Source organism: Thalassotalea sp. Y01, from assembly GCF_012932945.1.
Classification (GTDB): Bacteria; Pseudomonadota; Gammaproteobacteria; order Enterobacterales; family Alteromonadaceae; genus Thalassotalea_A.
The window spans coordinates 1-22,427 of sequence record NZ_JABBXG010000007.1 but is presented as its reverse complement, the minus strand read 5'-3'; the positions used below and the strand labels follow the sequence as shown (position 1 = coordinate 22,427).

18 protein-coding genes, 1 tRNA gene and 1 pseudogene are annotated in these 22,427 nt (G+C 42.0%); 9 read left to right on the top strand and 11 right to left on the bottom strand.

Going from position 1 to position 22,427, the window contains the following annotated elements:
- Positions 1-125: 125 nt before the first annotated feature.
- Together HII16_RS11190 and yihA are read right to left on the bottom strand one after the other, a co-directional pair.
- A complete protein-coding gene (locus HII16_RS11190; RefSeq protein ID WP_169130193.1) occupies positions 126-827 on the bottom strand; it encodes a hypothetical protein in 702 nt (233 codons plus the stop codon).
- A gap of 101 nt (positions 828-928) precedes the next feature.
- Positions 929-1,582, bottom strand: a complete 654-nt coding sequence (gene yihA / locus HII16_RS11185) for a ribosome biogenesis GTP-binding protein YihA/YsxC (protein WP_248289607.1) — start codon at positions 1,580-1,582, stop codon at positions 929-931.
- Positions 1,583-1,840: 258 nt separating this feature from the next.
- Here yihA and HII16_RS16765 point away from each other — a divergent pair.
- A pseudogene (locus tag HII16_RS16765) lies at positions 1,841-2,458 on the top strand (c-type cytochrome); the annotation flags it as partial.
- A gap of 111 nt (positions 2,459-2,569) precedes the next feature.
- Positions 2,570-3,073, top strand: coding sequence for a c-type cytochrome (locus tag HII16_RS11180; protein WP_248289615.1), 504 nt, complete (start codon positions 2,570-2,572; stop codon positions 3,071-3,073).
- A gap of 69 nt (positions 3,074-3,142) precedes the next feature.
- On the opposite strand, the gene HII16_RS11175 is transcribed toward HII16_RS11180, so the two are convergent.
- Positions 3,143-4,789: a serine hydrolase gene (locus tag HII16_RS11175; RefSeq protein ID WP_169130189.1), complete on the bottom strand. Its 1,647-nt coding sequence runs from the start codon at positions 4,787-4,789 to the stop codon at positions 3,143-3,145.
- Between the two features lie 161 nt (positions 4,790-4,950).
- Here HII16_RS11175 and HII16_RS11170 point away from each other — a divergent pair, with 161 nt between their 5' ends.
- The 3 genes from HII16_RS11170 to HII16_RS11160 all read left to right on the top strand — a co-directional run bounded on the left by HII16_RS11170 (position 4,951) and on the right by HII16_RS11160 (position 9,806).
- Positions 4,951-5,235, top strand: coding sequence for a hypothetical protein (locus HII16_RS11170; RefSeq protein ID WP_169130187.1), 285 nt, complete (start codon positions 4,951-4,953; stop codon positions 5,233-5,235).
- Between the two features lie 112 nt (positions 5,236-5,347).
- Entirely contained in the window at positions 5,348-9,490 is a 4,143-nt protein-coding gene (locus tag HII16_RS11165) for a hybrid sensor histidine kinase/response regulator transcription factor (protein WP_169130185.1), read from the top strand.
- Positions 9,491-9,647: 157 nt separating this feature from the next.
- Complete coding sequence (locus HII16_RS11160; protein ID WP_169130183.1) at positions 9,648-9,806, top strand: hypothetical protein; 159 nt, start codon at positions 9,648-9,650, stop codon at positions 9,804-9,806.
- Between the two features lie 22 nt (positions 9,807-9,828).
- Here the strand turns inward: HII16_RS11160 and HII16_RS11155 are convergent, their stop codons facing one another.
- From HII16_RS11155 to HII16_RS11140, 4 genes are all read right to left on the bottom strand, one after another.
- Positions 9,829-10,272, bottom strand: a complete 444-nt coding sequence (locus HII16_RS11155) for a RimK/LysX family protein (RefSeq protein ID WP_169130181.1) — start codon at positions 10,270-10,272, stop codon at positions 9,829-9,831.
- A gap of 29 nt (positions 10,273-10,301) precedes the next feature.
- Positions 10,302-11,303: a succinylglutamate desuccinylase/aspartoacylase family protein gene (locus HII16_RS11150; RefSeq protein ID WP_169130179.1), complete on the bottom strand. Its 1,002-nt coding sequence runs from the start codon at positions 11,301-11,303 to the stop codon at positions 10,302-10,304.
- A 1-nt stretch (position 11,304) separates the two neighbouring features.
- Positions 11,305-12,201, bottom strand: a complete 897-nt coding sequence (gene rimK / locus HII16_RS11145) for a 30S ribosomal protein S6--L-glutamate ligase (RefSeq protein WP_169130177.1) — start codon at positions 12,199-12,201, stop codon at positions 11,305-11,307.
- A gap of 235 nt (positions 12,202-12,436) precedes the next feature.
- Positions 12,437-12,512: transfer RNA gene (locus HII16_RS11140), tRNA-His, on the bottom strand.
- Positions 12,513-12,802: 290 nt separating this feature from the next.
- Between HII16_RS11140 and HII16_RS11135 the strand changes: the two genes are divergently transcribed.
- Both HII16_RS11135 and HII16_RS11130 read left to right on the top strand, forming a co-directional pair.
- On the top strand, positions 12,803-14,611 hold the full coding sequence (locus HII16_RS11135) for a GGDEF domain-containing protein (protein ID WP_169130176.1): 1,809 nt from the start codon (positions 12,803-12,805) through the stop codon (positions 14,609-14,611).
- A 74-nt stretch (positions 14,612-14,685) separates the two neighbouring features.
- A complete protein-coding gene (locus HII16_RS11130) occupies positions 14,686-15,228 on the top strand; it encodes a DUF1285 domain-containing protein (RefSeq protein ID WP_135438714.1) in 543 nt (180 codons plus the stop codon).
- Here HII16_RS11130 and hemN read toward each other — a convergent pair.
- The 4 genes from hemN to HII16_RS11110 form a co-directional block, all read right to left on the bottom strand.
- A complete protein-coding gene (hemN, locus tag HII16_RS11125; protein ID WP_169130450.1) occupies positions 15,225-16,565 on the bottom strand; it encodes an oxygen-independent coproporphyrinogen III oxidase in 1,341 nt (446 codons plus the stop codon). The two genes, HII16_RS11130 and hemN, sit on opposite strands and share 4 nt — an antisense overlap.
- Before the next feature lie 169 nt (positions 16,566-16,734).
- A complete protein-coding gene (locus HII16_RS11120) occupies positions 16,735-17,046 on the bottom strand; it encodes a TraR/DksA C4-type zinc finger protein (RefSeq protein WP_169130174.1) in 312 nt (103 codons plus the stop codon).
- 30 nt (positions 17,047-17,076) lie between these two features.
- Positions 17,077-17,571 carry a DUF2489 domain-containing protein gene (locus HII16_RS11115; protein ID WP_169130172.1) on the bottom strand — a complete coding sequence of 165 codons (495 nt, stop codon included), beginning with the start codon at positions 17,569-17,571 and terminating at the stop codon, positions 17,077-17,079.
- 5 nt (positions 17,572-17,576) lie between these two features.
- Positions 17,577-18,170, bottom strand: coding sequence for a GTPase-activating protein (locus HII16_RS11110; RefSeq protein ID WP_169130170.1), 594 nt, complete (start codon positions 18,168-18,170; stop codon positions 17,577-17,579).
- Positions 18,171-18,860: 690 nt separating this feature from the next.
- Between HII16_RS11110 and HII16_RS11105 the strand changes: the two genes are divergently transcribed.
- Together HII16_RS11105 and HII16_RS11100 are read left to right on the top strand one after the other, a co-directional pair.
- Positions 18,861-20,435 (top strand): polysaccharide lyase family 7 protein, encoded by a 1,575-nt coding sequence (locus HII16_RS11105; protein WP_169130168.1) that lies wholly within the window; start codon positions 18,861-18,863, stop codon positions 20,433-20,435.
- A gap of 45 nt (positions 20,436-20,480) precedes the next feature.
- On the top strand, positions 20,481-21,542 hold the full coding sequence (locus tag HII16_RS11100; RefSeq protein WP_169130166.1) for a polysaccharide lyase family 7 protein: 1,062 nt from the start codon (positions 20,481-20,483) through the stop codon (positions 21,540-21,542).
- Positions 21,543-22,427 lie beyond the last annotated feature (885 nt).

The following is a 22,427-nucleotide window of genomic DNA, read 5'->3' as shown; positions in this document are numbered from 1 at the left end:
AAGCTAGAGTGAACACTCTAAACTACAATCATTCCTAACGGAATTCTTGTTGTAATAACTTTTGTTTTCTAGCTTCCCCATAAGCTTCCAACCGACGGCACATTGTGACGTCGGTTTTTTTTATGCTAATTTTCCTGCAACGTATCCAATTGTTGCTGATTAATCGTTAAACGCGTCACTTGCATTTTCATCTCTTGGGTAATGCTGTTGTCGGTAACAATATTATCGGCAAACTCAATCTCACCGACACCAAGCAGTACTAAAGACTGTTGATCATAGGTCCAGTTGCCAGACGGGACTTGGGCTTTATATGGCGAACGCTGACCTATTACCGTGATCAATTGATTGACGCCGATCATCGTGAAAAAATCTTGTTCTTCAAAACGCCATTGCTCGAGCATGTTGGCAGCCTTGTCCTCAGATATATACCAAGGAATCTCCCAATCATTTTGCAGTGCGCCGCCATGCCAAGCGATAACCGTATTTGGTCTAATAATGCGACGCTTAGCAGCGGTAAAAACATAATTAGCACAGCTTGATGCGCAAATATCACGAACGGTTACGCTAATTTGATTATTAAACACCCAATAACCTAAACGCATGCCGGCATCGGTGAAACCACCAACACTAGATATCGACAAACTTTCAATTGGCCTATCACCAACTAAACGCAATGCCGCCTCGACATCCTCTAGGGTTAGCGGGCCAGTATAAGAAAGCTGTTTCTTATCTTGTGCATAATCAAATTGCACTTTCTGTTTTTCGTCTTCTATCACCGAACACGCCGGCATTAGCAACAAAACAATAGTTAAGTATATGTATTTCATATGAAACCTCTTTTCGTTTAATATTGGCATATTGCGCCCAGAATGCCAGCCAACAAAAAAGGCGCCGAAGCGCCTTTGTCTGCAATAACGATAAATTGACGTTATTCAACGTCGACTAAATCGGCTTCATCGCCTTCATCGCCTTCACTATAGCTGCTAAACCAATCACCGATGATTGAGGTCGCTTGTTCTAAACCGACTTTATTTAATGACGAAAACGCTATGACTTTTATGTCAGAGTGCAATTCTTTACAGACTTTCTTCACTTTCAGCACTTCAGAGCTGCGTTTACCAGATTTATATTTATCGGCTTTGGTCAACAGTGCCAAAACGGGTAATTGGCAATCATTTGCCCACTGAATCAAATCTACGTCGAGATCTTTTAGTGGATGACGAATATCCATAAGCACCACCAAGCCTTTCAAGCTTTCACGCTTTTCTAAATATTCCGCTAACGATTTCTGCCATTTCTTTTTCATTTCCAATGGTACTTTGGCATAACCGTAACCAGGCAAATCAATCAAGCGGCGATTTTCGCGAATATCAAAAACGTTAATAAGTTGAGTGCGACCAGGGGTTTTACTGGTTCGGGCCAACGACTTTTGATTCGTCAGCGTATTAAGTGCACTTGATTTACCAGCATTGGATCGGCCAGCGAAAGCCACCTCGACGCCGGTGTCGTCAGGTAATTTGCGAATATCAGGCGCACTAAGAATAAATTGCGCGACATGAAGATTTACGTCAGCTGTTGTCAAAATCATCTACCAAGTAAAAAATAACTTGTTCAATTATATCCTGTTTTTTGATTTGCTTCGTATTGTTTTTTTGTAATCGTTAAATAGCGGTCAATTTGACAATTTTTTTGCGGAAATTTTGTCAATAACCATTACACCTGCGCGGGAATTGTGTAAAATACCGTAAATTTTTATATCTATTTATTAAACTAATCGCGCTATTAGAGAGAATTTGGCCTGTTATAGGCTGTTTCTCGAGTAATAACAGGCAGAAAAAATATGAAAAAACTTGTTCTTTCAGCAATCCTAGGTTGCGGATTACTTGGTAACGCATTTGCCGCCGGTGATGCAGATTCAGGTAAAACTAAAGCAGCTACGTGTGCAGCATGTCACGGTGCAAACGGTATCGGTATCGCCGATAGCTACCCTAACCTTGCTGGCCAACACGCTGACTACATTGTTAAGCAATTAAAAGCCTTTAAAGACGGCTCTCGTGTCGATCCGGTGATGGCACCAATGGCGATGCCATTGTCAGAACAAGATATGTTAGACCTGGGTGCTTACTTTGGCTCACTATCTCTATCAGGTGATGCGCCAGCAGCCGGTGGCGAAGATGAAACCGCTGCAGCAGCGCCTGCACCAGCAGCACCACAAGTTGTTGCCGACCCAGTAGCAGGTAAAGGTTTATACGAAGACGGTGACGTCACACGAGGCATTACTGCTTGTGTTGATTGTCACGGCAAAGAAGGTAATTCAGAAGTTTTGATTAACCCGAACCTATCTAACCAACATCCTGAGTACATTGAAAAACAGCTTAAAGCGTTTCACGCTGGTGACCGCGTAGATGCATCAATGAACGCTGTTGCAATGAACTTAACTGAGCAAGATATTCTTGACTTAGGTGCATACTTTAAAGCACCAGAAGCGGTTGCTGACGTAGTTGCTAGCAAGCCTTCTGCTGAAAAACTTACCTTTGTCGGTGATGCTGACGCTGGTGAAGCAAAAGCAATGGTTTGTGCAGCGTGTCACGGTGCAGATGGTAACCAACCGTTACCAAATCACCCGAAACTAGCTGGTCAACATGAAAGCTATCTTGTTAAACAATTGCAAGATTTTAAATCTGGCGATCGTGAAGACGCAATCATGGCCGGTCAGGTAGCAAGCCTTAGTGATGATGACATGCAAAATCTTGCCGCTTACTTTGCCAGCAAAAAAGTAACTCCAGTTACTGCTGAGGCAAATGAAGTTGGTAAGAAGCTTTATCAAGGTGGTGACGCCGCTCGTGGTATTACCGCATGTATCGCTTGTCATGGTACTGACGGTAAAGGTGCCGGCCTTGCTGGTTTCCCTAAAGTTGGCAGCCAAACAGCCGACTACACCAAAGTTCAACTTGAGAAATTCCGCAGTGGTGTTCGTAATAACGACATGAATAGCATGATGGCAAATATTGCTGCCAAGCTTACTGACGAAGATATCGCTGCACTAGCTGAGTACATGGCTTCTCTGAAGTAATTGACTGGCTATACAGCTAATAAAAAAACAGCGCCTTGAGGCGCTGTTTTTGTTTGTAGGGTTTAGGTTTTAATCTAGCTTGTCTGCCTTCATATCACGCCCGCCTTGCGTCAATATCAAACTTTGTTTGCCGTCTTGCTCAACAAATTCGATTTGAGCATCAACTTCTTTATAAAAGTAGCTGGTTGGTGACAGAGGGTGGATTTGCAGCTTTTGTTGCCCGGTAGCTTGGGCAAACAACTTGTCGCCGTCTCGGCTTATTTCAAGGATGAAATTATCCGCCAGCTTGTAACGACCAACTAACGAGTCATAAACAGCGGTATCTATTTCGACCGCTTTCTTTGGCTCAGGTAATTCGCTCCCTAAATAACTGGCAAACTGTTCATCGTCGCCACCTTGGCGCATAAGCATGCCTGTGACATCCCCTTGCTCATTCTGTTCGATAGTAAAGTAAGACAGCGAATCTGGATATACAAAGGTGGCCTGGTCAACTTGTCGTACTTGCATTACCGAACCACCGGTTCGTTGGGTAAATACGCCATCGCCTTGTAAAAACAATTTGCGGGTGTTGTTATCATCGATACGATACTGGCCAACAAACGGCGTTAACGCCTTTTTATCGAAGTCGACATTCTTATCAGAAAATTTAGGGTAAGATTTACCTAACATATCAGCAGCAATGACTTTTGCCACCATGGTTGGATTTGGCGTATGCATGTGATTCGACAATACTGCTACGTATAAGTCTTGCGAAGGGATATATTGGCTGTAAGTTATAAAGCCATTAATGCCACCACCGTGAGCAATAGACTCACTGCCTCGTACCGACGATAGTGACCAACCGTAACCGTAATCCACTTCTTCACCGTTGCTGAGCACGGTTTTAGTGTGCGCCTTTTGCGTGGTCTGCTTTGAAATAAACTTGTAACTGTTAACGGCCTCAACCCATAGCGCCAAATCTCCAACACTAGATAGTAAAGAACCCGCAGCATATGGTTGAGTCATACTGATATAGTCACTGTTTTGCCACTTGCCATGAAATTCATAACCGGTCGCTCTGTTCGCAACGACTTCTTTGGGGTGACCGTAATAAGACTCATTCATGCCTAGTGGCGTAAAGATGTTTTCTTCGATAAACGCTTCGTAACTTTGGCCACTGACCTTCTCGATGATCATGCCCAACAAAAAGTAGCCTGAATTGTTGTATTTAAATTGGCTACCAGGGGTAAATTCAAGCGGTGCATCTTTAAAATAAGCCAGCATTTCAGTCGGTGACTTATCCTGCTTCATTTGTGTCAACCAATTTGGCATACCGGTATAACTTGGTATGCCGGAGGTATGATTCAATAGCTGCTCGATGGTCACCGCTGCAGTATCTTCTGCTAGATCGCTAACATACAAATCAATACGATCATCAAGTTTTAGCTTTTCTTGTTCCATTAACATCAAGATAGCGACTGCGGTAAATTGTTTGGAAATAGAGCCGATACGAAACACGGTATCTTTATTATTAGCAATCCCCCATTCCATATTGGCTAAACCATAGCCTTTTTCTAATAAAACCTGGTCTCCTTGCTTAATAATGATTGACGCTCCTGGGCGATCATCAGCGTATAGCTCAAGCAAGGACTTATCGATTTCACTAATATCTTTAGCCTGTGCGCTGAACGCTAACGACTGTAATCCTACTGCTATAAGAGCCTGTTTTAATTGCATTATTAGTATTCCTTTTGGTTATTTCCAAATGCTTGTACAAGTTATAATCGAAAATCAGTTAAAAACAAATTAACACAAAGGATAAAACTAAATAACACCCCGATTGGTTACAATTTATGTCACGCTGCAACATAGCAGCCAATATATAGGGGTATTCGTATATGCTAGCTGAACAGCCAAGAAAACCTGATGCGACAACGGCCATGCAACAATTGATTGTTGCGGTGCGTAATGACTTTCCATTTAATGAAAGCGAAGCCAATATCTGCGGCATTAACTGCATTGGTTGCCCAAAAAAGTTACTGGAAATCGTTGATACCGAGTTATGTGATTGGCAAGTAAAACTAGAGCATGGTGAAATTCCTAAATTAGGTGAGATTTCTCGTCTGGCTAAGCTCTGCAAAAATGTGCGCCGCGGCCTTAAACGTAATGGCGTAGTTAGCTAACATATCGGCAGCGAATTTAATCTATAGCTGCCGGCAATAAAGCATTGTGCAGACCGAAAAAGCAAGGTAAGTTAGTAAACAATGTACATATAAACGGCTCCTTGTTTGCTGATTGGGATATCAAGAATTGGTTGCTGCCACCCCTCTATCGCCTCACATTCTCATTCAAAAGCTGCACTTTAGCTGTTTGTTTTTATTGTTGTTATTAGCACTTTCACCGTTAACAATTAGAGCGGAATCGTTTCATAATTTAAGCATTGAAGACGGTCTGTCACAAAGTATTGTGTTCAACATTACTCAAGACAAAACCGGCTATATGTGGTTTGCGACACAAGATGGCCTAAACCGTTTTGATGGCAGTACTTTTAAAGTATTCAAAACCGATACCGATAAAACCAATGCCATTGCCGATAACTATATTTACCCTCTGGCTTATGATGATGACAACAACCTATGGTTAGGCACTCGCTCGGCAGGCATCAACAAACTGGCGTTGGATAAGTACTGGTTTAGTCATTATTCGCCTGCCAATAGCGCATTAACTAGCAACCGTATCACCGCATTACATGCTAATGGCAATCGAGTATGGCTAGGTACCTACCAAGGGCAATTGCACTATTTCGATAAATCCAACAATAAAGTATCCGAAGTATTGCTACAGACGCAAAAGCCAATATATAGTTTATTAATCGATAGTCATCTGCAATTGTGGGTAGGCACTCATGGTGATGGTGTCTATCTTTATGACCTAGCAAGCGGCCAACAAAGCCACTTCGTCTCAGGCACGACAAGTAGTATGGGCTTAAGCCACAACAGTATTTTTACCATCCATGAAGACAACAACAAACAAGTCTGGCTCGGCAGTCAGGGCGGTGGTCTATTTCGATACGATCAACAGCAAAAGGTGTTTAGGAACTGGCGCCACGATGCCAATAACAATACCAGCTTGTCTCACGATCAGGTACGGGTGATTTTCTCCGATAGACAAAATCGACTGTGGGTTGGCACCCGTGGTGGCGGTCTCAATTTATATCAGCCTAATAGCGATAGTTTCAGCCATTTTAAACACGATATCGGTGACAAATATAGCCTGGCTCATAATCGCATTTATTCCATCTTCGAAGATAACAACAGTATGCTGTGGATTGGCACTGCCAATGGTATTAGTAAGCTGGATCCACTATCGTTAGTCTTTAAAAATCTAAAAGCACCTAAAGACCTCAACAGCAAAGATATTTGGTCACTATATCAAGACACTAACGAGCATTTGTGGGTTGGTTCATGGGGAGGAGGTGTTAATAGCTTTGATGGCGATCTTAACGCCAATGACGCACAAAATCGTATCAATACACTGCTTAATAATAACGCGATTAAAGCGATGCTTGAAGACGAGCAAAAGCGGCTATGGATAGGTACCTGGGGCGGCGGTCTGGAGCTCATTGATGTCAACCAAAACAGCACCATACATTTTGTTGCTGACGATACCGATATCCACTCTCTTGCCGATAACAATGTTTTGTCATTATTGATTGATGACAAACAACAACTTTGGGTCGGCACCGATGGCGGCGGCTTAAACCGATTTAATCAACAGCAACAGAGCTTTAGCCATAAAGATAATAGTGCACATTTGCTGCTCAATATTCCGGCACAAAAAATCAACAGCCTATTTCAAGATAAAGATCGCAATTACTGGGTCGGCACCGATGGCTATGGACTGTATCGATATAATCGCGCACAACGCACCTTAGTGCAATATACCAAAGGCGAGCCTGGCAAATACCACATTAGCCATAATACCGTACGTACCATATATGAAGATAAACAAGGTTATATCTGGGTTGGTACGTCAAATGGTTTAAATCGCATTACTCAAACCACTGGCGAAACACACCACTTTGGTGTTGAACAAGGGTTAGCCAATCAAGTCGTTTATGCCATTGAAGCAGACCAACAAGATAATTTGTGGTTGAGCACCAATAAAGGTATCAGTCGCTTTAACCCTAATGTTGGCTTATTTACCAATTTTGACAGAACCGATGGGCTGGTCGGAAATGAATATAATGCTGGCGCCAGCGTCGCCTTAAAAGATGGTCGTTTGGCATTTGGTGGCACCAACGGCGTGACCACGTTTACCCCAAAATTGCTCAAGGTCAATAACAGCGCTGGCGGTATATCTGTTACCAATGTTTTATTAGATCAGAAGCCTTTGCACCAGCACAGCCATGCCAATTTATCATTGTATGCAAGTCTACCTGAGCAACAACAAAGCATCGAATTAACCCATCAAGTAAATCGTTTGTCGCTATCCTTTGCCCATCTAAGGTACGTAAAAAACATGGGCAGCGAGTTCAGCTATCGATTAATAGGGTTTGATCACACCTGGCAATACCATCTTGGCAAAAGCTTAACCGTTGACTATACCAATTTAGATCCTGGCCAATATCAATTGCAGGTCAAAGCAATTCAACATGGCATGACTAATAATACCGATAGGCTTTATATCAATATCAATGTGGTGCCTGCACCATGGAATACCTGGTGGGCCTATGTAGGTTACGTCGCGCTAGTACTTGCCATCATTTACCTGCTGATTCGCATGCGTATTTATCGCGTTGAACAGCAAAGGCGTCAATTGGCAATTCAAGTAGAACAACGAACAGAGGAAATCGCCGAGCAACGCAAGGTCATTGAACATCAAGCGCATGAGCTGCAGCTGACACTGGATGAAAAAAATCGCCTGTTTACCAATGCCTCACATGAACTGCGTACGCCGCTGAGTTTAATTATTGCGCCGATTCAAAGATTGCTCAACGAAGAGCAAGACAGCGCCAAGAAACGCCATCTCGAAATCATATTGCGCAACGGCAAACGATTAAAGTCGATGGTTAACCGAGTCTTGACTTTATCTCATATCGAGTCATTTAAAGACAAAACCAATGAACGCATTAATGTATCTCATATCGCCCGTAAAACCGCAGACCAATTTAACTCAGCCTATCAAAGCCATAGCGTCGAATTTCACAGCAATATTGAAGACAACTTGTATATCGACGCCCACGAACATGGCATAGAAACAATTCTGATTAATTTACTCGGCAACAGTTTCAAGTTTACCAAGCAAGGTCATATCAGCTTAGAAGTCGGTAAAGATGAGCACGATAAGATTGTCATAACTGTTACCGATAGCGGTAAAGGTATCGCCAAGGCCCAGCAACAGCATATCTTTGAGCCATTTAATCGTGGGGATGATTCTGATCAAACCAGCGAAGGCTCAGGTATTGGTTTAGCCATTGTCGGTGAATTGGCTAAGCAGTTTAACGCGACCATTGAACTCGAAAGTGAGATAAATTCTGGCTGTTGTTTTAGGTTAACCTTTGACCAAGCAGCAACGATTGATAACCCATTGCCACCGCAATATGCCACCAATCCAGCAGTCAGCGCGCAGTCATTGCCTGTGTTGGAATATACTGATAATTTAGACAGAGACTATGTCACCGATGCAACCAAGAAGACCTTACTTATCGTTGAAGATAATCTCGAGCTAAATGAGTTTTTACGCGCAGATTTTCGAAACGACTACAATGTTTTGGTTGCCAATAATGGTCAACAAGGGCTTTTGCTCGCACAGCAAGAATTACCGGATTTGATCATCTCAGATATCATGATGCCAAAGCTAAACGGTATTGATATGTTGAACAAGATAAACGCACATCAACTTACCTGCCACATTCCGGTTATTCTATTAACAGCAAAGAACGACAAACGTACTCGCCTCACTGGCTTCAAATCTCAAGCCATCGACTTTATTGATAAGCCTTTTGACTTGCAAGAGCTGCAACTAAAAGTCGAAAACTGGATAACTTGGGCTGAGAAAATGGCGCAGCGTGATGTCAGTAGCAAACCTAGTCGCCAGCAAATATTATTACCACAAGATTATGAATTGTTAAGTAAGTTAGATGGACTATTAGAGCAACACTTTGCTGAGCATAATCTTGATGCTGAGTTTATTGCCCGTGAAATGGCAATGAGTAGCAGGCAATTGCAACGAAAACTTAAAGCGATTACCGATCAGTCACCGATAGAATACTTACGTAACTTCCGTCTAGCAAAAAGTCAGCCGTTATTAATTGAAGGGATGCAGGTCAATCTTGTTGCTCATCAGGTTGGCTTTAGCACCAGTTCTTATTTTGCCAAGGCGTTCAAGAATAAATTTTCGGTGACACCGAAAACCTATCAGCAAAAAAACCTATAAAAACATTTGTTTTTTCTCATTATGTCGTTTCTATTGCCTTTTTTGTCCGATATGTCGCACTAATATAGACACGGTTAGTTTAGGCTGTTCTAAGTCTATTAAAGAGGTTGTAGGCAACAACAATTAGCATTAATTGCGATCTGCCTAGGAGATAGTTATGACGGACAATAATAAACCACCGAAAATGATCGTTAAAACATTATTATTTTTAATCGATCACAACGATATTCCAGACTCGGTCAAACAAGAAAAACGCAATACGCTGGTTAAAATGTTTGGCTCAGTACAAAAAGCACACCAATATATATCTGAATAAATGCTCGCTGCATGATCTAACCTTACGCTTTCATCTGAGGCGTACTATCGACCAAAAACGTTGCTGAAGGGTCAACATAAACACGATCCCCCATCCCTTCTCGGCCTAATAGCATCAGATAAGTCATATCTTGCCGATTACTTAAGGTCAACTCAATCAACCATTGTTGGTCACCTAGGCCAAACCGAGTGTGAATAACGCATCGTTGCTCACTGTTACCATTGGACGATTTAATTCGTCTAGAATCGTAGAGTGGCGCAGTACAATGAACAATTTTATCAAGATTGTAGACATCAGGGTGCAGATCAAAGCTCACCAAAGGTTTAGCCCTAGTAGAAAGCACTGTAATATTATCAACGTGCAATGCCGAGGTTTTAGCACCGGTATCTACCCTCACCGGCAACTCATAAATACCTAAGTCAGGTAAACTGCAAAGTTCTATATTACCTATTAATAATCTACCCATTATATTATCCAGTATTGATCTGTTCTGCGCTATACAATATCTTCCTGCAATTGCTCAATATGCTCAGCGACTTCTTCATCATCTGCGCCAAAATAGGCGATATGATATAGCGCTTCCCCTTCTTGTACTAAAGGGATATTTTGCTTGCCAATTAAGATCCCTGAACGTGATGAGCACACTTGCTCGATAAGTTCGCCCATGGGGCTGTTAATTTCAGCAAGCACCTCGCCTTTTTCAACCCGAGCCCCCATTTTAACCGACTCTAAAACAAAACCACTGGCGTTGGCGCGGGTCCAATCGCTGCGATTGGCAATAAAAGGCTCTAGTTTTCTCTTCGATGACCGCTTGCGAATCAACTTTAATTCAGACAACACATTGAGCACCCCCTTAACGCCATATTGAATGGATAATTCGTCAAACCTTAAAGCTTCGCCAGCTTCATAAAGCAATACTCTGGCACCATTATTCACCGCCGACTCTCGCAATGAACCATCGCGTATATTAGCATTTAACATAACAGGCACACCAAACGCTCTGGCAATGTTTTGCGTTTGTTCGTCATCCAAGTTGGCTCTAATTTGTGGCAGATTAGAACGATGTATCGCGCCGGTATGCAAATCAATGCCGTACTGACAGTGCTTGACGATCTCATTTAAAAACGTATGAGCCACTCTGGATGCTAGTGATCCTTTGGCCGAACCAGGAAAACATCTATTTAGATCTCGGCGATCAGGTAAGTAACGACTCTGATTTAATACCCCATGTACATTTACCATAGGCACCAAGATTAATGTACCTCGTAATAATTTGATTTTTTGCTTAATTAGACGACGAACTATTTCGATACCATTTAATTCATCACCATGTACCGCGGCGCTTATAAAAACCACATCACCAGCTTTTTTGGCATTGATGACATGGACAGGGATAGACACTTCGGTGTCTGTGTAAAGGCGCGCTACAGGCAGTGCGAGTTGTTTTGATTCACCGGCAAGTATTTGTTCGCCGCCAATTATAATTGTATCTGTCATTTCACAGCCCTTCGTCATCATGCGCTATGACTTGCTTTTCAATAAAATCGATAACCATACCGGCGACATCTTTACCGGTAGCCCCTTCAATGCCCTCTAATCCCGGTGATGAATTTACTTCCATAACCACAGGGCCACGACTGGATTGCAAAATATCGACACCACATAAGTTCAGACCCATAGCTTTTGCTGAATGAATGGCTGTAGCCTTTTCTTCTGCCGACAACTCAACCAACATGGCACTGCCACCGCGATGCAAGTTTGAGCGAAACTCACCCTCTGCGGCTTGACGTTTCATCGCTGCGACAACTTGGTCGCCAACCACTAAACAACGAATATCTGCACCATTAGCCTCTTTGATAAATTCTTGTACCAGTATATTTGCTTTAAGCCCCATAAACGCTTCCATAACACTTTCTGCCGCCTTATTGGTTTCAGCCAAAACCACACCGATACCTTGCGTACCTTCTAGTAGTTTGATCACCAAAGGCGCCCCTCCTATGGTTTTGATCACATCCTGAATTTTATCTGGCTTGTTTGCATAGCCGGTTCTCGGTAATCCTATTCCTTTTTGTGACAGTAATTGCAAAGAGCGTAATTTGTCTCGTGAGCGACTAATGGCATCTGAGGTATTAACACAATAGGTGTTCATCATTTCAAACTGCCTAACAACCGCCGTACCATAAAAGGTAATTGAAGCACCAATTCTAGGGATAACCGCATCATACTTAGGCAGCGCCTCGCCGTGATAACGGACTTTAGGGTGATTACTGGTAATGTCCATATAGCAATGCAAAGTGTCGATTAGATCGACCTGGTGGCCACGAAGTTCTGCTGCCTCAATTAAGCGCCGAGTTGAATAAAGGTTGTCGTTTCTAGATAAAATGGCGATGCGCATGCAACTATTCTCCCGAAAGATCATAAATAGAATTGAAAAAGCGATACGGTACCCAATAATTCTGGCTCAATAAACGGCAATTTCCAGTGACCGTAGGTATATATTAAATAGACAATAATTAGCTAAAGGCTGATGGGACTTGAACACACGCCAATCCAGAATGGCAGAATCTCCTGTGATTTCGCGAGGTGGCGAATCAAGACATCTGAAAGTGGATTTGTTTTTAGAAAATAAGTGGGGTGGCTGATGGGATTTGAACCCACGACAACCGGAATCACAATCCGGGGCTCTACCAACTGAGCTACAGCCACCACTGAAGAACACTGTATGAAACAGTGCGCGGATTATAGTGCAGTATCCTTATTAATGGCAAGTGTTTTTACCAAGATAGAAGTCAATTTACGCAAGCAATGGTTAAGCTTGCTAAATTACACTTTGTGTTTTGCTTTTTTGCAAAAACTTTAACGATAAATTTACAATAGTGGTTGATTTCTGTTAGATTTTTAAAGTGTAACTAAAGATAATAAAAATATTAGGGAATGTAAGTTACGATAAATCGTGACGATTGCAACGGACATGCTGTCAGGAATAATAATAATAAATGAATAGAGTTAAGAGTTTTTATCAGGCACTCGTCGTCATTTTACTATTTAGCATTGCAAAACAAGGGTTTGCAAACAGTCTAAATAATGAAATTTTTGTCGATGGCTCTGAACATGGTCAATCTTTATCGATAAAAGGTAATTATTATCTCGATGAAGCATCCGATCTTACCGCGCAGCAAGTCTGGCAGCAGCGGTCGCAATTTCAGGTCAATGATGACAGCAATGCATGGCTTGATGAAATTAGCGGTTCTGTATGGAGTTATTATACGGTCAGTAATCGCAGCGATTCAGAAGTTACCGTTTATTTTGAATACCCATATCACCAACCAGCTACCCTCGCCCTCTACCAAAAACAACCGTCTTCAGCCGAGTTCATTCGTCAAAAAACAAGCCAATTTGAAACTGGCAGCGATCGCGCCATGGCAATTGCCCGCGTCACGTTACCGGTTGTGTTGCAAGCCAATGAAAGCAAACAGATTCTGGTAGAGTCATACAGTGACATTGGCACCGCGCGATTTACCGATTTTCGATTGTGGTCTACCAAAGCCATTGTTAAAGCCACCAATCTAGAACACTTAATCTTTGCTGCGGTTGTTACCTTTATTTTGTTATCGAGCCTAATAAGTTTTGGCTTGTATAAATTTTTGAAAGAGAAGTTTTTCTTCTGGTATTCATTGTTTGCAGTGAGCTCCATACCTGTGATGGGTTTGAGTACTGGTATCTTAAACCTGTATGTCGCCGGTCTCGATTACCACCCTCTTGGTACCATATCTATGGTGGTTATGATGGCCGCTGGCATTCAATTTATTCGAGTCTATTCAAACGCGTCCTATCATTCATTACTGGCTGATAAAGCGATGCACCTAACGATGGTCTTGGTGTTATTAGGACTGCCTGTTGCCATTATTGGATTCCATGAACTGGCCATGCAAATCCAACAAATTGCTATCTTTACCTTTCCTGTGGCGATCATTGCCGCCATTTACTGTGGCAGTTTAGGGGAAAAGCAAATCACCACTATGGTGTTAGCGAAACTGCTATTTTTTGTGGTTTTGATCAGTACTAATTTGCAAGCCTGGGGCTGGGTCAAGCCGAGCTATGGGTTAGTATTCTTACCAACCATAGGCATGTTAGGCCAACTGATTTGTTTGATTTGGGCTATGTATAGCAAAGCCTTAGTGCATGTCAAAGAAGGCTCTGCGGAAGAAATTAACACCATCAATGATGCATACGAACGCGCATTTGAACTGCAAGAACAAGTTAAGCAACAAAACCAAATGCTCAAGGCGGCAAAAGAACAAGCTGAATTTGAAGCACGCACCGACATGCTGACTCATTTACCAAATCGACGTGCGTTTATGAATTTAGCAAAAATGGCCATCGCTCAAGCTGTACGCCAAGAAAAGCCACTGTCGTTTATTGCCTTTGACATTGATAACTTTAAAACGATTAATGACCAATACGGGCATCCGGCCGGTGATAAAACCTTAAAAGAAGTGGGCGATCTTACCCGCAGTATTATTCGTGCCAGTGATTTTTGTGGTCGTATCGGTGGTGAAGAATTCATGATCGGTTGTCATAATAATTCCATGGGTGATGCTTATCACTTAGCCGAACGTATACGCAAAGCAATTGAAAACCATGTCATTGTTTACGAAGACATGGAATTTTCGACCACAGTGAGTATTGGATTAGCACAATTAAGTGAAGAAGACGATCTAGAGTCGGTCATCAAAAAGGCTGATGAAGCGATGTACTTGTCTAAATCTAATGGCAAGAACAAAGTCACCCATTACGCTGCTTAACTACAAGACAGCAAACTATGATTCGATAAGGCTATAATTAGGTTATAGCCTTTTTCATTTAAGAGCCGTTATTGATGTCTTTAGAACGCCTATCTAAACAACTTTCCCAGCAACAACAAGAGCTGCCCCCCGTCGAGTTGTGGGATCCACCCTATTGCGGCGAAATGGACATGCAAATAAAGGCCGATGGTCGTTGGTTTTATATGGGCAGTGAAATAACCAGACAACGCTTGGTAAAGTTATTTTCAACGGTATTAAAGAAACAAGATGACGAATACTTTTTAGTCACCCCGGTAGAGAAGATTAAGATTCAGGTAGAGCATTTGCCTTTTGTTATTACCCAATGGCACTGGCTTGATGACGCGATTGATAAAACCATGCTGCTCACCACCAACTTGGGCGATCAAGTGATACTCGATAGTGCGACAAGAATACAGCTTAATACTGATGGCACGCTGCAAGTCAATGTGCGCCGTAACTTGGATGCTAGCATCCATCGTAATGTATTTTATCAGTGGGCCGAACTGGCAGAAGAAAAACAAACTGGCCAGCAGCAACAATTGGTGATTAATAGCGGTGGTGTTGAGCACACCATCGGCGTGCTCGAAAACGACTAAATCACTTTAGAAAAGCGCTGCTGATGTAATTTGGTTTTTAAATAGGCATCAAACGACATACAAATATTACGAATTAACAGCCTCGCTTTTGCGTTCACGACAATGGCATTATTATCATTAACCAATAATCCGTCATTTATAAATACCAAAAGCGTTTGCAAGTCATCAGCAAAGTAGTCATCAAATACGATATTAAAACGTTGCTCGACATCGTGTTTATCAACCCGAAAATTGCACATTAATTGACGAATAACAAAGGCACGAATAACGTCATCGGTATTGGTGACAATGCCTTTTTCCAATGGCTGACCATAACCATCAATTGCCTGATAGTATTCTTTTAACGTTTTCACGTTTTGGCTGAAGCTTTGCCCCATTGCACTAATTGCAGAGACACCAAGCGCCAACAGATCGCAGTCACCTAATGTGGTATATCCCTGAAAGTTACGATGCAAGGTGCCTTGGCATTGAGCCTTGGCCAGTTCATCATCTGGTTTGGCAAAATGGTCCATACCAATAAACTCATAACCCATATCCACCAGAGACTCGATTGCAAATTGCATTAACTCTAATTTTTGTGCCGAGCTAGGCAACCATTGATCACGAATTTTGCGTTGCGCGGCGAAGCGTGACGGCAGGTGTGCATAACTAAACAAAGAAATCCTATCCGGATCGATGTTCTTTACTGCAGCAATAGTATTGGCAAAACTTGTGGTGGTTTGATGCGGTAAGCCATAAATTAAATCGATGTTAACAGAGTCAAAACCAACCTTTTTAGCACGTTTTACCAAGTCAATTATAAACTCGGTACTTTGTAGACGATTTATCGCCTTTTGTACTTTGCTATCGACATCTTGTACGCCAATGCTTAAACGATTAAAACCGACTTGGTATAAGTGATCAACCAAGTCCAACTCTATTTCACGGGGGTCAACTTCAATCCCCATCTCGATGTTTGGGTCAAACTGAAACGCCGATTTAAGCTTGTCCACTAAACGGGAGATTTGCTGTTTACTAAGAAACGTTGGTGTACCGCCTCCCCAGTGCATTTGCTTTACGGTTTTGTTGCTTACTAAAGGTGCGCGAGCATCTATTTCTCGACACAAATAATCGATGTATTCATCGGCTTTTTCTTTGTGGCGAGTGACTATTTTATTGCAACCACAGTAGTAACAAAGACTGTGGCAAAATGGGATATGAAGATAAAGAGACAAGTCATCGGTGTCAGACGCGGCAATCGCATTGACTAAATCGCTGTTTTGAAAGTCGTCACTAAACTCAACCGCCGTCGGGTATGAGGTATATCGAGGACCACTAACATCATACTTACTTAACATTTGCGGGGAGAACATTTCACTAAAAATGTTGTGAGAAAATTGAGTTGCCGACACAGAATAAAACCCATTAGTAGAATTACCGGCAAGTATAAAAAACTAAGCGCCTGATTTTATTGATCGAGCGCAATGTTTTTGCAAATGATTAACAATTGATAAGGGCTAGCGGGCGCTAATCGGCGCAATTAATGCACTTTGTTGCAGAAGGTTGTACTTCCAATCTGGCGACAGCGATATCGTCGCCACAGGCACTGCATATGCCATAGGTACCGGCTTCGATTCGAGTTATAGCATTGGATAGTTGTTGAATTTCAATTTTGGCTTCAACTTCCAAAGCATTTAGTACTTCGTCGTTCTCTCTTTCACCGGCTTGTTCAGACCAATCGGCGGCGCGACCTTCAGCAAAATCATCATGAATTGAATCTACCCTTGCCTGCAAGGCAACGATACGCTTGGTAAATTCTGCTTTTAATTGCTCTCTCATCACGACCACCCAATACGTTGTTATTGTCCGTTAGCTTTTTTGCAACGATTCAATCAACGTTAACGTATAAGGCAGCAACTTTTCTACCTCATCGTATATCGCATTTTCATGCTCTTCTTCATGGCCGGCACGCTCTATATCAAGTTTAAAGCGTTCTTTTTTAGATAACTTCTTTCGTTCTTCCAGAATCGGCATATGATTGATCTTGCTATATAAAGTAAATATAGCAGGAAAATTAGCTTTCATCTGAGACACGTAATTTGGCAACGATTCCATCAACACCGATAAACGCCAACTGCCTTCCGACACCTCGCATTGTCTCTCTACCATCGCCCGACAGATGTGACTAATAGACTCTAATGCTTTTAAATCGCGCTTTATGTGTTTTTGCTTTTGTTGCTCTAACGCTAAAGCCTGCTGTTGGCGTTGATGTTTAAGCTGAAAAAGCAAATAGCTCGCATACGCTGCTAAGGCAAATATGATTATGGCCGCGACTACCAACAAAATAATGTTAGATGTTTGCATGACGACTACTCTTTATAATCAGAGAAATCACTGTCATCAAGGCGATCCCATAACGCCTCGTCGTCGTCGTCATCGGCAAGTTCATCGTCTTGCTCAGGTTGCTCGTAGCCAAGTAAATCCATAAGCTCCTGATAACGGCTTTGCGCTTTATCAAGCATATCCATTTGTTCAGGGCTAATTTCCTCACCAGATTCAACAAGCGCAGAAATAAGCATTAACTGTTCATTGTTTTCCAGGTTATGCAATTCCTGTTCATAGGCTTGCATCACCTCTTCACTGGTCGCTACATCGTTACTTTGCGGCGCATCTTCAACAACACGAACTGGGGCTATCGGTGCTACGGCAGCTTTTTTCGCTTGCGGCTTCTCTGATTTAACCTTGACGCCTAAATCAATCGCTTTTTTACTGCCCAAGCGTGGATCTTTATTACTGCTATCCACTGTCGCTTCGGTATTGTTTTTAGCAACATTCTGACGTGTACCGGCTTTATTTCCGGTCATTTTACGTTTTCTTTGCTCTTTCTCTGCCTTTTCAGGGCGTTTGAGATTGAGCTTCTTCATTAACGCGCCTTCTTTGCGCGATTTTTTCGATCTGGCCATAACGAGTCATTTAAATTAACAAGAATAGCTCTATTTTACGCGAAACTAGCCAATAAGGATAATAGTGCGTCGCATTTTAATACGATTTTGTTGGCTTTCTGAGTAAATAAAACGACGGCTTGCCTTCGCTGGTCTATAAAGTGGTATAACAACGTATTGGTAAAACCAATATTATGCCCCCTGGTCACAAACTTAGCGCCGATGACCTAAGTAAAAGCAACGCAGATAATAACGCGCGCCAATAGCTCGAGCCCTACATCTTCGTTAACTAACTGATATCAGCGGGTTATTGGGCCGCACGAAATAAAACTTACCAACAAGCAGTAATTGGTAATAACTAATGAAGGATCAATACAACCAAAAACCCGCATTTGGCTTGACATTTCGTGTTGAAAAAACCTATATTGATGTAAGACATTACGTGTGAATAAAAACAATAATAGATTTGCAACAAGCTATCCCCAAATAATGAAATGTCGTAACCTAATGAATCAAAAGATAAAAACCATCGATTCACAGAGTATTGCTAAGATTCAGATCCTGTCTGTTTAGGCGATATTATTGGTCAGCAGTTAATAAAGCATAAATCGTTTGTTTTTATAGCGTTATGACCAACATGGGTTGGGGAATGCATTGCTAAGTAAATCATTACAAAAACAAAAGTAGCAATACATTAAGGACATAACCAACATGATTCGTGCAGGTTACCTCGCTATCGCAATAATCAGTTTAACTGGTTGCGGTTCAGGTTCTTCTAGTAGTTCTAGCGACAAACAAAACAAAAATATCAACTATGCTGCCGATATTGGTGGTGTGTTATCTGCGACCGTAAGTGAAGATGACTCAGCCGTTATCAATCGCCAACTTACCATTACAGACCCAAATAGTAATGAGAGTAGCTTTCGAGAGATTACCGACTTAAATAGCCAATATGGTATTTTTAGTTTAGATAGCGATGGCAACTGGACATATCAATTGCACAGCGATGATGCTCGGGTGCAATCATTGCAACAAGATCAGCAGCTAACCGACGACATCAGCATAGAATCAGCGGATCGAACAGCGGCGACAATCAGCATTACCATCTTAGGTCAAAACGACAGCCCGACATTTAGCGGCGGCGACAATGTCGATTTTGCAGCGATTGATGTCAATGAGGCAAACCAAGTTAGCGGCCAAATCATAGTCACCGATATAGACACCAACGAAAGCCAGTTTATCGTGCAACAGCAAAAAACAGGTAACTATGGCTGGTTCAGTATCAGCAGCAATGGTGAATGGCAATACCAACTCGATGAAAACAACGCGACGATTAAAACCTTGAGCCATCCACAAGCTATTGATGAAGCATTTTCCATACAGTCAGTAGACAATAGCAAACATCAAATAAGCATCAATATATTCAATAGTGTTACTCGAACTGATCTAGGTACCCATGAGCTTGGTATCGAGCTTAACGATTGGTATTTAAGTGTACCAACCGATACAGACAATAATGGTCGCTCCGACTCAATCAGCGAAAACAAGTTAGCCAATGGCTATAGTGATGAATTCTTTTATGTATCCGAAGACAATGGTTTGGTATTTCGCTGCCCAGTCGATGGCTTTAAAACCTCGACCAACACTAAATATGTGCGAGTTGAGTTGCGAGAAATGCTACGTCGCGGTAACTCCGGCATTAAAACCCAAGGCGTAAATCTAAATAACTGGGTGTTTGGCTCTGCTCCAGACGAAGATATCAATGCCGCAGGCGGTGTCGATGGCGAACTTACTGCGACCCTTGCTATCAATAGTGTTACCACTACTGGTGAAAGCTACCAAATTGGCCGTGCCGTCATAGGTCAAATCCACGCCAATGATGATGAACCGATTCGGTTGTATTATCGAAAGCTACCTAATAACAGTAAAGGTTCGGTTTATTTTGCCCATGAGCCAATTGGTGAAGATGACGATTATTATGAACTTATCGGTAGCCGTGATAATGATGCCGCCGATCCTGTCGATGGCATAGCACTTGATGAAAAGTTTACTTACGTGATTAAAACAGAAGGCAACCAATTAACCGCGACAATTAAACGTGATAACAAGCCGGATGTTAGTACCAGTATTGATATGAGCGGCAGTGGTTATGATCAAGGCGGTCAATACATGTATTTTAAAGCCGGTGTATACAATGGCAATAACTCCGCTGATAGCAGTGAATACACCCAAGCGACTTTTTATGAGCTACGCAATAGCCATACCGGCTATGCCTATAGTGAATGATATTCACCAGTAAATACTAAAAATTATAAATATAAGAGGATAGATATGAAGCGTTTCACAAAGCCATTTAGCGGTTTAGCTGCATTGGCATTGACGATGATGCCAGCATATGCAGCAAGCGATATGGTTCCAGGCGAAAAGTTTGCCTTACAACAATGGAAAATCACTCTGCCTATAGACCAAGACGGTAACGGTAAAGTAGATGAGGTTGATACCAACTATTTGAAAAACTATCAACATGAAGACTTTTTCTACCTAGACGAACAACAGCATATGGTGTTTGTCGCACCCAATAAAGGCCTAACAACGCAAGCGTCATCAAATACACGTAGTGAATTAAGACAAATGATACGTGGCTACAATACCAAAATAGGCACTAAGGATCGTGGCAATAACTTTGCATTGAAGGCGCATAGACGAGCGAAGAAATTTGGCTCTGTCGGTGGTCAATTACAAGCGGTATTGAAAGTAGACCATGTTGCCCTAAATGCAGGGCACCCGGATAAGAAACCCGCCTATTCTGTTGTTGTTGGCCAAATTCACGCCGGTAAAGACCAAGAGCTAATTGAAAAAGGAGATGGTTTTGGCTGGGGCAATGAGCCAATTAAGATCTATTATAAAAAGCTTCCAGGTCATGAAAAAGGCTCAGTGTTTTGGACGTATGAGCGTAACCTAGCAAAGGATGATCCAAACAGAACAGATATTGCCTTCCCAGTGTGGGGTAATACTTGGGAAAACCTAGACGATCCAGGCAAAGAAGGTATCTCATTAGGTGAATACTTTAGCTATGCGATTCTTGTTCACGAAAATACCATGTATGTGAAGTTTATTGCCAAAGATCATCCTGAAGTGGTGTATCAGGTCGATTTGTCTAATAACATAGACCCTAATGGTAAAGAAGATAAGCTTGATAATCCTAAAGGCTATAGTCAGGATTGGTTTTACTTCAAAGCGGGCGCTTATAACCAATGTAGTACCAAGAATGATACTTTGTATTGGTATACTGCATGTCCAGGCACAGGTAACTGGCAAGAAGATAAAGCAAACGGTGATTACACCCAAGTTAGCTTTGCTCAACTTACCGTGAAAAATATCAAGAAAAAGTAAGTTTAGATAATATTATTAAAATTTAGACAGAAAAAAAGCGAAGGTTATTAACCTTCGCTTTCGACAACTACTTTTGTCTATGTCTGGTGCATTAGTCTCCAGCCCTGACCTATCCTTGCAACGTCATCCATGTCGAGTTACGTTTCCATACATTGTTTTTTCTTTTCGGTCTTCCTGACACCTTATAGGCTTTCCGTAACAGCACACATCCTTGATAACAACTCTTCCTGAGTCGATTAATGTTCCTTTAAGCTATCCCTATAGCATCCCTACCAAAATTCCTTTGATTGATTTCTGACTAGTTACATCCTGTAACTGTTTTTAAGTTTACGTTAACATTGATTTGATACAAGCAAGTTATTGGCTAGTAAATAGGTAATCGACACACACTGTTCTTAAATCACTGATTAAACTAGTTATTTTGAAATGTAGTCGGGCATTAATAGCCAATACTCCACTTTACAATGGACAATGTCTTACAAAGTATATGGAGATATTCCTAATCGCTAAAGCTCGAGTTATTTAGTCGGGTATTTTGTACATTAGAACTAATAAGGGCTAAGCAATATTATTAGTAAGGCGACAACTTAAGTACCTTAAAAACTTATTCTTCTTCTCGTGTAGTAGCTGGAAAAGATGTGCGGTTTGTAAAGCCACCTTGAGACGAATCGAGGTTGCTGCCTTCGCCGCAATGACGTGCAGGGACGCACTAATGCCGCGGGTGCATGGATGCACAGGAGCGGTGACGTACAGGGACGCATATTTTCGATAACGACGTAGTAGGTCGAGACTTCACAAAACCCAGAAAGTAAAAAGCCCGCTCTAATGAGCGGGCTTTTCTAAATAGGAGCCTGGCGATGACCTACTCTCACATGGGAACTCCCA

Coding starts and splice junctions, on each gene's coding strand:
- HII16_RS11180 (WP_248289615.1), top strand. CDS start 2,570: ATGGTTTGTGCAGCGTGTCACGGTGCAGATGGTAACCAACCGTTACCA.
- HII16_RS11175 (WP_169130189.1), bottom strand. CDS start 4,789: ATGCAATTAAAACAGGCTCTTATAGCAGTAGGATTACAGTCGTTAGCG.
- HII16_RS11110 (WP_169130170.1), bottom strand. CDS start 18,170: ATGGCCAGATCGAAAAAATCGCGCAAAGAAGGCGCGTTAATGAAGAAG.
- HII16_RS11190 (WP_169130193.1), bottom strand. CDS start 827: ATGAAATACATATACTTAACTATTGTTTTGTTGCTAATGCCGGCGTGT.
- HII16_RS11120 (WP_169130174.1), bottom strand. CDS start 17,046: ATGAGAGAGCAATTAAAAGCAGAATTTACCAAGCGTATCGTTGCCTTG.
- HII16_RS11115 (WP_169130172.1), bottom strand. CDS start 17,571: ATGCAAACATCTAACATTATTTTGTTGGTAGTCGCGGCCATAATCATA.
- rimK (WP_169130177.1), bottom strand. CDS start 12,201: ATGCGCATCGCCATTTTATCTAGAAACGACAACCTTTATTCAACTCGG.
- HII16_RS11160 (WP_169130183.1), top strand. CDS start 9,648: ATGACGGACAATAATAAACCACCGAAAATGATCGTTAAAACATTATTA.
- HII16_RS11150 (WP_169130179.1), bottom strand. CDS start 11,303: ATGACAGATACAATTATAATTGGCGGCGAACAAATACTTGCCGGTGAA.
- hemN (WP_169130450.1), bottom strand. CDS start 16,565: ATGTTAAGTAAGTATGATGTTAGTGGTCCTCGATATACCTCATACCCG.
- HII16_RS11155 (WP_169130181.1), bottom strand. CDS start 10,272: ATGGGTAGATTATTAATAGGTAATATAGAACTTTGCAGTTTACCTGAC.
- HII16_RS11170 (WP_169130187.1), top strand. CDS start 4,951: ATGCTAGCTGAACAGCCAAGAAAACCTGATGCGACAACGGCCATGCAA.
- HII16_RS11130 (WP_135438714.1), top strand. CDS start 14,686: ATGTCTTTAGAACGCCTATCTAAACAACTTTCCCAGCAACAACAAGAG.
- HII16_RS11105 (WP_169130168.1), top strand. CDS start 18,861: ATGATTCGTGCAGGTTACCTCGCTATCGCAATAATCAGTTTAACTGGT.
- HII16_RS11100 (WP_169130166.1), top strand. CDS start 20,481: ATGAAGCGTTTCACAAAGCCATTTAGCGGTTTAGCTGCATTGGCATTG.
- HII16_RS11135 (WP_169130176.1), top strand. CDS start 12,803: ATGAATAGAGTTAAGAGTTTTTATCAGGCACTCGTCGTCATTTTACTA.